This is a genomic window from Coriobacteriia bacterium, assembly GCA_034370385.1.
Taxonomy (GTDB): domain Bacteria; phylum Actinomycetota; class Coriobacteriia; order Anaerosomatales; family PHET01; genus JAXMKZ01.
Genome location: JAXMKZ010000024.1, coordinates 1 through 13,238, shown reverse-complemented (window position 1 = coordinate 13,238; position 13,238 = coordinate 1). Strand labels below are relative to the sequence as shown.

10 protein-coding genes are annotated in these 13,238 nt (G+C 65.0%); 2 read left to right on the top strand and 8 right to left on the bottom strand.

From position 1 onward, the window contains the following. Nucleotides 1–84: 84 nt before the first annotated feature. Nucleotides 85–1,632 carry a 2-isopropylmalate synthase gene (locus tag U1E26_05800; protein ID MDZ4169151.1) on the bottom strand — a complete coding sequence of 516 codons (1,548 nt, stop codon included), beginning with the start codon at nt 1,630–1,632 and terminating at the stop codon, nt 85–87. Between the two features lie 294 nt (nt 1,633–1,926). Between U1E26_05800 and U1E26_05795 the strand changes: the two genes are divergently transcribed. After that, nucleotides 1,927–2,229, top strand: a complete 303-nt coding sequence (locus tag U1E26_05795; protein ID MDZ4169150.1) for a ribbon-helix-helix protein, CopG family — start codon at nt 1,927–1,929, stop codon at nt 2,227–2,229. Then, nucleotides 2,222–2,623, top strand: a complete 402-nt coding sequence (locus tag U1E26_05790) for a type II toxin-antitoxin system VapC family toxin (protein MDZ4169149.1) — start codon at nt 2,222–2,224, stop codon at nt 2,621–2,623. Before U1E26_05795 ends, U1E26_05790 begins: the two co-directional genes overlap by 8 nt. A 61-nt stretch (nt 2,624–2,684) precedes the next feature. Here U1E26_05790 and serA read toward each other — a convergent pair whose 3' ends face one another. The 7 genes from serA to U1E26_05755 all read right to left on the bottom strand — a co-directional run. Further along, entirely contained in the window at nt 2,685–4,265 is a 1,581-nt protein-coding gene (gene serA / locus U1E26_05785; protein MDZ4169148.1) for a phosphoglycerate dehydrogenase, read from the bottom strand. Nucleotides 4,266–4,272: 7 nt separating this feature from the next. Beyond that, nucleotides 4,273–5,418 carry an alanine--glyoxylate aminotransferase family protein gene (locus U1E26_05780; GenBank protein MDZ4169147.1) on the bottom strand — a complete coding sequence of 382 codons (1,146 nt, stop codon included), beginning with the start codon at nt 5,416–5,418 and terminating at the stop codon, nt 4,273–4,275. Nucleotides 5,419–5,428: 10 nt separating this feature from the next. After that, nucleotides 5,429–6,424, bottom strand: a complete 996-nt coding sequence (gene ilvC, locus U1E26_05775) for a ketol-acid reductoisomerase (protein ID MDZ4169146.1) — start codon at nt 6,422–6,424, stop codon at nt 5,429–5,431. A gap of 26 nt (nt 6,425–6,450) precedes the next feature. Then, nucleotides 6,451–6,933 (bottom strand): acetolactate synthase small subunit, encoded by a 483-nt coding sequence (gene ilvN / locus U1E26_05770; protein MDZ4169145.1) that lies wholly within the window; start codon nt 6,931–6,933, stop codon nt 6,451–6,453. Continuing rightward, a complete protein-coding gene (gene ilvB, locus U1E26_05765; protein ID MDZ4169144.1) occupies nt 6,933–8,702 on the bottom strand; it encodes a biosynthetic-type acetolactate synthase large subunit in 1,770 nt (589 codons plus the stop codon). Before ilvB ends, ilvN begins: the two co-directional genes overlap by 1 nt. Further along, nucleotides 8,699–10,369 carry a dihydroxy-acid dehydratase gene (gene ilvD / locus U1E26_05760; GenBank protein MDZ4169143.1) on the bottom strand — a complete coding sequence of 557 codons (1,671 nt, stop codon included), beginning with the start codon at nt 10,367–10,369 and terminating at the stop codon, nt 8,699–8,701. Before ilvD ends, ilvB begins: the two co-directional genes overlap by 4 nt. Before the next feature lie 396 nt (nt 10,370–10,765). After that, nucleotides 10,766–13,238, bottom strand: a 2,473-nt coding sequence (locus U1E26_05755) for a discoidin domain-containing protein (protein MDZ4169142.1), incomplete at its 5' end; no start/stop codon positions are given.

Below are 13,238 nucleotides of genomic sequence, written 5' to 3'. Positions count from 1 at the left end.
ACTCGCGCCTCGACGGACGCCCGTGCGATTCTAGCGCTAAGTGGGCCGTCAGAGCACGGGCCCGCCCGGGGAGCGGACTTCCACCTACCCTTCCTCTTCGAGCGTGCTCGTCTGCGCAACGAGCAGCCGGTTGAGCGCGTTCGTGTATGCCTTTGCGGACGCCACGATGATGTCGGAGTGCGCTCCCCTGCCCGTGAAGACCCGACCGTCGGGGCTCGTGACGCGGATCGTGACCTCACCCAGCGCATCGATGCCGCGGGTCACGGCCTCGACGCGGAACTCCGTCAGGTCGTTCTCGACCTCGACGATCTTGTTGATCGCCTTGTAGAGCGCGTCGACCGGACCGGTGCCGTGGCTCGAGTCGATGTAGTGAGTGCCGTCGCTGTCTACGAGTTCGACGGTAGCGGTCGGGATGCCGGGGTCACCGGTCGTCACCTGTAGATGCTCGAGGTGGTACACCTCGTTGACGGCACGCTCGGTCTCACCGACGAGGACCTCAAGGTCTTCGTCGTAGACTTCCTTCTTCTTGTCTGCCAGAGCGAGGAACTGCTCGTGAACGCGCTCGAACTCCTCGTCGGACACGGTGAGGCCCAGAGCCTCGATCCGGTGTCGGAGCGCGTGGCGCCCACTGCGGGCGGTAAGCACGATGGCGCTTCCTCCGGCCCCAACATCGGCCGGGTCCATGATCTCGTAGGTCGAACGCTCCTTGAGCACGCCGTCTTGGTGGATGCCGCTGGAGTGCGCAAAGGCATTCGCGCCCACGACCGCCTTGTTGGGCTGCACCACGATGCCGGTGATTCCCGCGACGAGTCGGGATGCGCGGGTGATCTCGCGGGTGTTGATGTTCGTGTCGACCCCGAAGACGTCGCGGCGCATCCGCAGCGCCATGACGACCTCTTCCATGGCGGTGTTGCCCGCACGCTCGCCCAGGCCGTTGATGGTGCACTCGATCTGCCGCGCACCCGCCTTGACGCCGGCCAGCGAGTTCGCGGTCGCCAGTCCGAGGTCGTTGTGGCAGTGCACCGAGACGATGACGTCCTCGATGCCGGCGACGTGCTCCATGAGGCCGCCGATGAGCGTGCCGAAGACCTCCGGGTACGCGTAGCCGGTGGTGTCAGGGATGTTGACGACGGTCGCGCCTGCCGCGATGACCTGCTCAACCATGTGGTACAGGAACGCCGGGTCGGCGCGTCCCGCGTCCTCAGCATAGAACTCGACGTCCTCGACGAACTTGCGCGCATGCTTCACGGCGGCCACCGCGCGCTCGACGGCGGTCTCGCGGCTGATGCGCAGCTTGTCGTTCAGGTGCGACTCCGACACGCCGATGCCGGTGTGGATGCGCGGACGCGCGGCGGTCTTGAGCGCATCGGCGGCAACCTCGATGTCCTTGGGTACGGCACGGGTCAGTCCGCACACGATGGCCGCGTCGCCGACCTCAGCGCCGATGCGGCGTACGCTGTCGAAGTCGCCGGGGCTGGATACCGGGAAGCCCGCCTCGATGACGTCGACGCCGAGCCGCACCAGCTGGCGTGCGATCTCGAGCTTCTCCTCGGCGTTCATGGACGCGCCCGGCGACTGTTCGCCATCGCGCAGGGTGGTGTCGAAGATGAAAACGCGGTCGGGGCTGCTCACGGGGAGACTCCTCGCTCAAGAGAGAGAACGGACGCAGAGGCGCCGGCGCGCGAACCGTCAGGCGACGGTGGCCGGCATCGTAAGTCGCAGGTCCGAAGCGAGGATGTGGGCGGTAAGAGTCATGCGCGGAGTATAGCGCAGCGCGTCAGGCGCATGATGGGCACAATCGGCGAAGGGGCTAACGGGCAGTGCTAACGGCGCCATCCTGCCAGACGCGTCACACGAGCCTTGACTCGCGGCTCCTCGCGGCGGTATGAATACATGGTATGAATGCGGCGTTGATCGGAGGACCTCATGCCGAAGAAGAAGATCGCGATTGCACTCTCCGATTGGCTGCTTGAGGAACTCGACGAATCGGCCGGGTCCATGGAGAGGAGTCGCAGCTCCCTCGTCGAGGAAGCTGTCGCGGACTACGTGACCGCCCGCCGAGCGCGGCTGAAACGAGAGGGTCACGCCGAGCGCGTCGAGGCCGCAGTTGCTGATATGGAGGCGTTCGCCAGGGAGGTGACGGCCGACCCGCTATCCGCCGATGAGCCGAGCACGCTGGAGAAGCTGCGCGCCCTACGTGCCGAGGTGGAGCCGTGGGAGCATGACTAGACCCGTCTATGTGCTTGATGCCTCCGTGGGCGTCAAGTGGTTCCGGGACGAACCGGGCTGTGATGATGCCCGGGACCTCCTCAGGCGGTACGGGCGGCATGAAATCCTGATAGCGGTCGACGCGCTGTTCTTCTACGAGGTCCTCCGCGCCTCCACTCGAGACCGCACGACCCAAGACGCCCTTCGCATCTGGGGTGACCTCGCGCGACTGAACCTCATAGCCGTCCCACTTGGCAACGAGTTGGTGACCGCCGCGGTGAAGGCGCGCGAGCACCTGGGCTGCACCCTCTACGACGCCTTCTCAGCCGGGCTGGCCGACCTGCTCGACGCACGGCTGTACTCTGCAGACGCCCGCGCTCATGGCTCTCATCCGCGGGTCGAACTGATAGCGTGAGGAAAGCCTGAGGCCCCCAATGGGGGCCTCAGGCAGAGCATCTCTGTCGCTCGAACGCGAACTACAGCTGCACGTACCAGGCGTCGTCCATGACCGCCTCGGTGCGGATGCGCTCGAGCACCGCCGTGTCGAGCGGCGCGTCCACAGTCAGGGCCATAAGCGCCTGGCCGCCGGCCTCGGTGCGTCCCACCTGCATCGACCCGATATTGATGGACTGGCCACCGAGCACCGTGCCGACCTTGCCGATCATGCCGGGGCGGTCCGGATAGCGGAAGAACGCCATGTGCTTCGAGAGCGAGAAGTCGAGGTCGTAGCCGAACAGCGTCACGATGCGCGGCTCGTCCTTCTTGCCGATCAGCGTGGCGCCGATCTCGACCGGTCCGTGCGGCGTGACCGCGCGCAGGACCAGAAGCGAGACATAGTCGTGCGTCTCGGCCCGCTTCGTCTCGGTCACGCGAATGCCGCGTGCTTCCGCCAGATAGTCAGCGTTGACGAAGTTGACCGCCTCGTCGGTGGCTCGGGTGAGCAGCCCCTTGAGCGCGGCCGTGCGCACGATGCGCGTGTCAAGGTCGGCCAGCGCGCCGACGGTCATGACGTCGATCTCGTCGACGCCGCCGTGAGCCAGCTGCGCGAGCATCGTTCCCATGTCCTGCGCCAGGTCGATGAACGGCCCGACCTTCTCCATGACCTCGGGCGGAACGGGCGCCACATTGACCGCCGTGGGCACCATGCGGCCCTCAAGACCCAACGCGACGTACTCGGCGATCTGCTCGCCCGCGCGGTCTTGGGCTTCTGCCGTGCTCGCGCCGAGGTGCGGCGTGAGGATCGCGTTGTCGAGCCCGATCAGCGGCGAGTCGGTGCACGGCTCGACCTCGTAGACGTCGATGCCGCAGCCCGCGACCTTGCCGCTCTCAAGGGCCGCTGCCAGCGCGTCCATCTGGTAGATCCCGCCGCGAGCGGTGTTGACCAGGAACACCCCGTCCTTCATGGCGGCGAACTGCTCGGCACCGAACATGCCGATAGTCTCTTTGGTCTTGGGCAGGTGCACCGTGATGAAGTCGGCCAACGGCAGGATGTCGTCGACGTTCTCGTAGACCGTGATGCCCATCTCAGCCGCACGGGACTCGCTGATGTAGGGGTCGAACCCGATGAGGTTCATCCCGAACGCCCGTGCCCGCTCGGCAACGAGCGAGCCGATGCGACCCAAGCCGAAGATGGCGAGCGTCTTCTCGTAGAGCTCCGCGCCGGTGAACTTGCTACGCTCCCACTTGCACTGCTTCATGCTCGCGGACGCCTGCGGGGTCTTGCGTGCGATGGCCAGCATGAGCGCCATCGTCTGCTCGGCGGCCGAGACGATGTTTGAGGTCGGCGCGTTGCACACGATGATGCCGCGCTCGGTGGCAGCGTCGACGTCGACGTTGTCCACGCCCACTCCCGCGCGGCCGATGATCTTGAGGTTCACCCCGGCCTCGACAACCTCACGCGTGGCGCGCGTGGCGGAACGAACGATGAGCGCGTCGTACGCCGGGATCTCGGCCACGAGCTGCTCGGGGGTCAGATCCGTCTTGACGTCCACGTCGAACTTGCCCTTGAGCAGCGTGATTCCGGATTCGGCGATCCGCTCTGCGACGAGTACCTTCATCAGTCTCCTACCCTTCCATGAAGACGGTCTCGGCGGCTTTGAGACCCGAGCCCCGCTCGAAGTCGAAGCCCAGCTCGGCCAAGGTCATCTCAAGCGCCGCAAGCGTCGTGATGATGTCGAACTCACCGAAGTAGCCCAGGTGGCCGATGCGGATGATGCGCCCGACGTAGTCGTCCTGGCCGCCGGCGATGGTCACGCCGTACTTGTCCTTCATGACCTTCACGATGGCCTTGCCGTCGACACCCTCGGGAACCCACACGGGCGTGACCGCACTGCCGCGCCCTTCAGGCGGGGCGAAGAGCTTCAGACCGAGCGCCTCGCAGCCACGGCGTGTCGCCTCGGCAAGGCGGCTGTGCCGGGCGATGGTGTTCTCGAGCCCCTCCTGCTTGATCATCGTCAGGGCTTGATTCAGACCCAGCACGAGCGACACCGCCGGCGTGAACGGCGTCGTATCCTTCTCGACGTTCTTCTTGTACTTCATCCAGTCGAAGTAGTACTTCGGCAGCGTGGAGCGCTCGTAGGCACGCCACGCCTTCTCGCTCACGGTGCACGCGGCCAGACCCGGCGGCAGCATGAGTCCCTTCTGCGAGCCCGTCATGACGACGTCGAGCCCCCACTCGTCGGTCTTGCAGTCGACCGCACCGATGCCCGTGATCGAGTCCACGATGAGAACCGTCTCGTCGTGCTCCTTTACGATGGCGCCGATCGCCTTGACGTCGTTGAGCACGCCCGTCGAGGTCTCAGACTGCGTGACGATGACACCGCGCACGCCGGGGTTCTCGGCCAGCGCCGTGGCCACGTCGGCCGGGTCGACGACCTGGTCCCACTCGTAGCGCAGATCGACGACGTTCAGTCCGTAGACCTCGCAGATGCCCTTCTGGCGGTCACCGAACTTGCCGTTGCGGCAGACCACGACGGTGTCTCCGGCCGAGAAGCAGTTCACGATGGCCGACTCCATGACGCCCGTGCCCGAGCAGGCGAACAACAGCGCGTCGCCCTTGGTCTCGAACACGTACTTCAGGCTGTCGATGGCCGCCTTGAACGCCGCCGAGAAGTCCGGCGTACGGTGATGGATCATCGGGGCGGCCATGGTCAGCATGACCTCTGCGGGTACCGGGGTCGGCCCCGGTGTCATCAGGTACTTCTTCTGCATGAAACGCCCCCTAGTCCTTGTTGATCCAGTTGAACATCGAGCGAAGCTCGCCGCCCACGTCCTCGATCAGGTGCTCGGAGTTGATACGGCGCGTGGCCTTGAAATGCGCAGACCCGCCCTTGTTCTCCAGGATCCAGTCACGCGCGAACGTGCCGTTCTGGATCTCCCACAGCACACGCGCCATCTCCTCGCGCGTCTCCTCGGTGATGATGCGCGGGCCGGTGACGTAGGCACCGTACTCGGCGGTGTTGCTGATGGAGTCGAACATCTTGGCCATGCCGCCCTCGTACATGAGGTCGACGATGAGCTTCAGTTCGTGGAGGCACTCGAAGTAGGCGATCTCGGGCTGGTAGCCCGCCTCGACCAGCGTCTCGAAGCCCGCCTTGACGAGCTCGGTCGCCCCGCCACACAGCACGGCCTGCTCGCCGAACAGATCGGTCTCGGTCTCTTCCTGGAAGCTCGTCTCGATGATGCCGGAGCGCGCGCCGCCGATGCCCCACGCGTACGACAGGCCGACCGCGAGCGCCTGGCCGGTCTCGTCTTGCTCGATCGCGACCAGACACGGCACGCCGGAGCCTTCGGTGTACACACGACGGACCATGTGGCCCGGACCCTTCGGCGCGATCATGATGACGTCGACGCCCGCAGGCGCCTCGATCTGCTTGAAGTGGACGTTGAACCCATGGGCGAAGGCGAGGACCTTGCCCGGCGCCATAGACTCGTGGATCTCGGAGTAGTACGTGTGCGCCTGCGTCTCATCGGGCGTCAGGATCATGATGAGGTCGGCCTCGGCGGCCGCTTCGCGCACGGTCATGACCTTGAGACCGGCCTCTTTCGCCTTGTCCCAGCTCGCGGAGGATGCACGCAGGCCGACGCGCACGTCGACGCCCGAATCGTGCAGGTTCAACGCATGCGCGTGCCCCTGCGATCCATAGCCGATCACCGCTACTTTGCGGTCCTTGATCAACTGGGGATCGCAATCACTCTCGTAGTAGATAGTTGCCATGATGCTGGTCCCTCGCCTTTCCCTCGTCAGCTTTCCCGACCGCGCGTCAGCGCGATCTTCCCGGTACGTGCCATTTCCTTGATGCCATACGCGCGGAAGAGGTCCTCCATCGCGTCGATCTTGTCTGTCGCCCCCGTGGCCTCGATGGTCACTGAGTTCCTGCCCACATCCACGATCTTTGCACGGAACACGTTGGCGATCTCGATGATCTCGTGACGGCGCTCGGGCGCCGCGTTGATCTTGAACAGGACGAGCTCACGATCGACCGAATCCGCCGGGTCCAACTCCTGGACCTTGATGACGTTGATGAGCTTGTGCACCTGCTTGGTGATCTGCTCGATCGGCGTCTCTGCTGCCGAGCACACGATGGTGATGCGCGAAAGCGTCGGGTCCTCGGTCGTGCCCACGGCAAGTGAGTCGATGTTGAAGCCGCGTCGAGCGAAGAGCGACGTGACGCGGGTGAGCACGCCGGGCTTGTTCTCAACCACGACGGAGAGCGTGTGTCTCATCACTCCCACACCTCCTCAAGGATATCGTCGTCGAGCATTTCAGACACCGGGCACCCCGGCACACCACCGAGCATCTCATCGATGCTCGCGCCAGGCGCCACCATCGGATACACGCATTCCTCGCCCACCACGCGGCAGTCGACAATGGCCGGGCCGTCGAAGTCGAAGGCGGCCTGTAGCGCGGCATCCAGATCAGCCGGCTTCTCGACGCGTACACCGAAGCAGCCGTACGCCTCGGCGAGCTTCACGAAGTCAGGACAGTCCTGCGGCAGCACGCTGGCACTGTAGCGGCGCCCGTAGAAGAGCTCCTGCCACTGGCGCACCATGCCCAGATAGCCGTTGTTGAGAATGACGATCTTCACGGGGAAGCCGTTGATCTTGGCTGTTGCCAGTTCCTGCGTGTTCATCTGAATAGAGCCGTCACCGGCGATGTCGATGACGAGCGCGTCGGGCCGGCCCGCCTGAGCGCCGATAGCTGCGGGGAACCCGAAACCCATGGTTCCCAGTCCACCCGACGACACCCACGAGCGCGGATGGCGCAGCGTGTAGTACTGGCACGCCCACATCTGGTTCTGGCCCACCTCGGTGCAGATGATCGTGTCGCGATCCTTGGTGAGCTCGCTCACGCGCTGCACGACGTACTGCGGGAAGAGGTGCTCGCCGGCGGCGCCCGCCTCGTGTCCGCCGTAGTGGAGGGGGAACTGCTTGCGCCACTCGTCGATCACGGCCACCCACGCCTCGGACTTCGACTCGGCGTCGGTCTTGCGCAGCTCGGCGACGATACCGGCGAGCACGTTCTTGGCATCGCCGACGATGGGGACGTCGACGGCCTTGTTCTTTCCGATCTCGGCCGGGTCCACGTCCACGTGGATGATCTTGGCCTTACTTGCGAACGCCGCGAGTTTGCCGGTGACCCGGTCGTCGAAGCGTACGCCCACCGCGATGAGCAGGTCGGCCTCGGTGATGGCGTAGTTCGTGTACTTGGCACCGTGCATGCCCGGCATACCGATCCACAGGTGATGGTCCTCGGGAAAGACGCTCTTGCCCATCATCGTCGTGGTGACGGGGATCTGCATGAGTTCGGCGAGCTCCTTGAGCTCCTTGGCACCCTCACTCGAGATGACGCCGCCGCCCACGTAGAGCAGGGGCCTTCTCGCGCGAGTGATGAGCGACACGGCCTGCTTGATCTGCTTGCTGTGGCCCTTGTAGGTCGGCTTGTAGCCGGGCAGGTTCACGCTGTCCGGATACGCGAAGTCGAGCTCACCCTTGCTGACGTCGACCGGCACGTCGATCAGCACGGGCCCGGGGCGCCCCGTGGTCGCGATGTGGAACGCTTCCTTCATGATCTCGGGAAGCTCTGCCACGTCTTTGACCAGGTAGTTATGCTTGGTGATAGGCACCGTGATGCCGGTGATGTCGATCTCTTGGAAGGCATCGGTGCCGATGACCGCGGTAGAGACCTGCGCGGTGATCACCACGAGCGGAATCGAGTCCATGTAGGCGTTTGCGATGCCGGTGATCGTGTTGGCGGCACCCGGTCCGCTCGTCACGAGGGCAACGCCGCAACGGCCGGTGGCACGCGCGAAACCATCCGCCGCATGGACCGCCCCCTGCTCGTGTCGAGGCAGAATCGTGCGCACCTGCTTCGAGTCGTACAGGGCGTCGAATATCGGCAACGCCACGCCGCCCGGATATCCGAAGAGTATGTCGACCCCTTCGGCCTCCAGACAGCGGACGAGCGCTTCGGCGCCGGTGATGCGCTCACTCATGACAACACCGCCCCCTTGTCCGCAGACGAAACCAGCTTGGCGTAGCGCGCAAGCGCGCCGGTCGTGACGCTTGGCTCCCGTACCGAGTACGCCGAGCGGCGCTCGGCTAGTTCTCCCTCGCTCACGTGGAGGGTCAGGGAGCCCTCGTCGATGTTCAGGGTGATCGAGTCACCCTCGTTCACAAGCCCGATGGGGCCGCCCGCTGCGGCTTCCGGGCTCACGTGGCCCACCGCAGGACCCTTCGTCGCTCCGCTGAAGCGCCCGTCCGTGATCAGCGCCACGCTCCGGGCAAGCTCGGGAATCCCACTAATGGCGCTTGTGGGGGTGAGCATCTCGCGCATCCCGGGACCTCCCTTGGGTCCCTCGTTACGAACGACAACGAAGTCCCCGGCGACAATCGCGCCTCCGAGTATCGCCGACACCGCATCCTCCTCGGACTCGAAGACGCGCGCGGGGCCGGTGAGAAGCCTCATCTCAACCGGGACGGCCGACTGCTTGACCACCGCACCATCCGGGGCCAGGTTGCCACGCAGTACGCGCAGCCCACCCTCGGGGTAGTGCGGATTCTCAAGGCGCCGGATCATGTCGCCGTCGGCCTCGCGTGCGGCGTCGGCGATCTGGCCAATCGTGCGGCCGTCGACGGTCGGCGCATCGCGGTTGACAAGCCCGGCCCGATCCAGCTCGCGCATGATCGCGGGAATGCCACCGGCGACATAGAGGTCCTCCATGTGCCGGTCACTGGCCGGGCTGATTCGCACGAGGTTGGGGGTCTTGGCCGACACGGCAGACCAGTCGTCGAGGGTGATGTCCGCCTCAGCCTCATGGGCGATCGCCGTGAGATGGAGCACGGTGTTCGATGAGCCGCCGAATGCCATGTCGAGGGTCATCGCGTTGCGGATGGAGTCAGCGTTGATGATCTTCCGAGCGGTGATGCCCTGCTCGAGCATGTCCATGACGCGCATGCCCGCTCGTTTGGCCAGACGGATTCGCTCTGAGTAGACAGCCGGAATAGTCCCGTTGCCAGGGAGCCCGATGCCGATAGCCTCGACCAGACAGTTCATCGAATTCGCGGTGAACAGTCCGGCGCAGCTGCCGCACGTGGGGCACGCGTGGTCCTCGAGGAGGAGCAGGTCTTCCTCAGACATCGATCCGGCCGTGACCTTGCCCACGGCGGTGAAGACAGTGTCGAGGTCGACCGCCTCCCCCTTGGGGCCACGTCCGGCCAGCATGGGCCCACCACTGATGACGACCGTGGGCAGGTCGAGGCGAGCAGCCGCCATCACCATGCCCGGAATGACCTTGTCGCAGTTCGGAATCATGACAACGGCGTCGAACGCGTGAGCTGCCACGGCGATCTCGACCGAGTCCGCGATGACCTCACGACTGATGAGCGAGTAGCGCATACCGGCGTGGTTCATCGCGATGCCGTCGCACACGCCGATGGTGGAGATCTCGAACGGCGTGCCGCCCGCCATGTAGATGCCCGCCTTCACGGCATCGGCGATCTTGTCGAGCATCAGGTGCCCGGGAATGATCTCGTTGTGAGAGTTGATGACCGCGATCAGCGGCCGGGATATCTCCTCGTCCGTCAGGCCGTCGGCCTTGAGCAGACTGCGGTGCGGGGCCTTTGACAGGCCACCCTTCATGCGTTCGCTCGTGTGCGCCATAGCTCGCCCTTCTTCGCTTGGGCGATGGCGCCGAGTCCGGCCGCACGGTGGTGATGTGGAGTACGTGACTCTGGCGAACGAGGTCGCCAAATAGTCGCGAATCTGTCTCGCGTGCGGCAGGTAACGGCTGCCACCGACCCGGTCTACTTGCCCCGACCGCCTGCGAAGGTCATTCGCGTGTGTGTGGAGACGGCCGAACGTTTGTCCGAGTGGCTCAGGGGTGGATTTCGAAGCGTCCTGCGCCGGGCTCTCACCGTGACCCGGCTCTCTGAAGCGAGGATTGGCCTCTACTCTTCCCCGTCAACGCCTGTGATTCTCTTCGATTGTCGAAAGTGCAGTGTAGCGCAAAAGGAAAGGGCCCGCAGTCGCGGACCCTTTCCCGGTTTCACTGTGGGCTTAGAAGCTCCACGTCTCGAACTCTATGACACGGTAGTGACTGTCGTTGGCACTCGTGCACGTGAGACGCACGTAGCGGACCTCAACTGCACTGAACGTATGGGTCTTCGTTCCGCTGGAAGCGCTGGTGGTCGAGAATCGCGTGGTCCAGTTGGTACCGTCAGGCGAAGTCTCGACGCGATAGTCCTTCGCATAACGAGAGTCGTCCCAGTTGATGACGACCTTGCTCACGCTGCGTGAGGAGCCCAGATCGACGCGCAACCAAGCGCTGTTGCCGTCCTGCGACCGCCAGTAGCTGGACGTGCTGCCATCGATCGCCCGAGACGGACCGGTCCCCGAGCTGTACGAGCTCGACGCGGTCGCCGTGCCCGTGAGCGCCCAGTTGGTGGCCACGTTCGCCGTCTGGAGCTGGACGTTCAGGGTGGTGTTCGCTCCGGATGTCACCGACACGCTGCCGGTCCACGTCGTGTACCCGCTCTTCGCAACCGTGACCGAGTGTGTGCCAGCGGCCAGGTTCGCGACCGAGAACATGCCGTCGGTGCCCGTCGTCGCCGTCGTGCCGCCGATGGTCACCGTAGCGGCCGATACGGACGCGCCTGCTTGATCCGTCACCTTACCCGACACGCCACCCATGTTGGGGTCGGCAGGAGCGGCCATCTGGTTGGGCCATGTGGTCCCCGAGAACGGGTGCCTCGAACTCGAGCAGCCTGCACCGCAGTCGGACTTCTGCCAGTTGTTCGGGGTGTAGCTCTTGAGAGTGATCCGTGCGAGCCCGCCGTCCTTGGCCCCGGAGGTACCCACCCACGTGCGATACGCTGCGGGATCCGTCGTGTAGCCGAGCAGACGCGGCCTGCCCCATCCGTGCGGGATGGCCACGTGGCACTGGTTGCAGAACGAACCCTCGCGGCCACGATCGTCGTGCTCAGCGTGAGCATTGTTACTGAAGTTGGAGCCGCTCCCATTCAGGTCGTGGCACTTCTCGCAAATGATCTTGGCGGCTGACGAGCCACTCTTCGACATGCTCATGCCCGTCGGGGAGTTCGCCGAGAGCTGGGCGGTGAACGACTCGCTACCGTCCACCACCTTGTACGGGTTGGGGTACGCCGGGTCGACGTTGACCTTCATCGTCGCACCGTGCGGACCGGTGGTGCCGCTGTACGTGTGGCATGAGTCGCAGGTGACGATCGAGTTGACCGCATACCCGGACTTCAGGAACGATGACGCGCTCGGCAGCGACCACGTGTACGTGGAGCCGTTGACGACGAAGCTGGATCGCATTCCGGGCAGGTCCGAGCGGACGCGGTGCATAGACGCGTTGCCAGGCGCGAACTCCGCTGCCTGACGCTGGTTGTGGGCCGAATCGGGGTGGCAGGTGAGGCAACGGCGGTCGTTAGCCGTGATCGCGTTCTTCACCACGGTGTTCGTGGAGGAGTGACACGTCGCGCAGGTGTAGCCAAGCGACTCGTGCTCATCATCGAGGTAGCGGAAGTGGCAGCCCTCGCACCCGACACCGTTCGCGGCTTGGCCGTCATGGCTTGCGTGGTGATCACCCGTGGCGCCCTGGTGGCAGCCCGCAGCGGTGCAGTCCGTGGTCGTCGCCAAACTGGTCGCCGACTTGTGGCACACCGAACACCCGCCGCCTTGCACGCCCTTGTGGATGTCCGAAGCGTCGGTGATGCTGTGGCAACCCGAGCCCGAGCACGCCGTATTCGTTGATACATGCTTGGATGCCTTGTCGCCGTGTCGCGTCGAGTGACAGGTCATGCAACGCTTATCCCACGGCTGCGTGAACGCGTCGACCTCGGTCTCGTGACACTGGACGCAGGTCACGTTGACCGTCGGCTTGACGTGCTCAGCCTTCATGTCGAGCAGGTGACAGTTTGCGCATCCTGACTCACTGGCAAGGTGCGGCGCTGCCGGGTAGTGCTTCGTGTCGACCGGGGCCTTGTCGTGACAGTACGCGCAGTCGACGGTCGCGGGCAGTGTCGGCACACGCGACGGGTTGTTGTGACAGACGGCGCACTCGCCGAGCGGTGAGCCCGCGTGGATCGTGCGTACGTCAGGCGTCTCGTGACATGCGGTGCAGGTCGCGCTGTTCGGCGCCTGATGGATGACACCGATGTCGCCGTGGACCTCGTGACACGTCGAGCAGTCCGCGCTCGCCGTGTCCCAATCGATGCGAGCGGGGTCGGTGTTCAGGTGGCACAGCGCGCACGTGTCGCTGTAGGCGGGGTAGCGCGACAAGAAGCGCGTGTGCTCGGCGGGCAGTGAGCCGGACACGTGGCAGCCAGCGGCGATGCAGCTGGGGCCGAAGTCAGCGTAGGTGTGCTGTGTCGCCATATCCCGGTGATAGTCAGAACCGCTCGTGGCATGGCATGAGGCACACTCTGCCGTCTTGGCAGTGACATCAGGCACGCGAGGCGAGCTGGCGTGGCACACGGCACACGGAGCACCGGCTGCGTCGGCGTGCACC

What these genes read in the sequence shown, in the direction of transcription:
- U1E26_05795 (MDZ4169150.1), top strand. Translation starts at nt 1,927, where the DNA reads ATGCCGAAGAAGAAGATCGCGATTGCACTCTCCGATTGGCTGCTTGAG.
- U1E26_05790 (MDZ4169149.1), top strand. Translation starts at nt 2,222, where the DNA reads ATGACTAGACCCGTCTATGTGCTTGATGCCTCCGTGGGCGTCAAGTGG.
- serA (MDZ4169148.1), bottom strand. Translation starts at nt 4,265, where the DNA reads ATGAAGGTACTCGTCGCAGAGCGGATCGCCGAATCCGGAATCACGCTG.
- U1E26_05780 (MDZ4169147.1), bottom strand. Translation starts at nt 5,418, where the DNA reads ATGCAGAAGAAGTACCTGATGACACCGGGGCCGACCCCGGTACCCGCA.
- ilvC (MDZ4169146.1), bottom strand. Translation starts at nt 6,424, where the DNA reads ATGGCAACTATCTACTACGAGAGTGATTGCGATCCCCAGTTGATCAAG.
- ilvN (MDZ4169145.1), bottom strand. Translation starts at nt 6,933, where the DNA reads ATGAGACACACGCTCTCCGTCGTGGTTGAGAACAAGCCCGGCGTGCTC.
- ilvB (MDZ4169144.1), bottom strand. Translation starts at nt 8,702, where the DNA reads ATGAGTGAGCGCATCACCGGCGCCGAAGCGCTCGTCCGCTGTCTGGAG.
- ilvD (MDZ4169143.1), bottom strand. Translation starts at nt 10,369, where the DNA reads ATGGCGCACACGAGCGAACGCATGAAGGGTGGCCTGTCAAAGGCCCCG.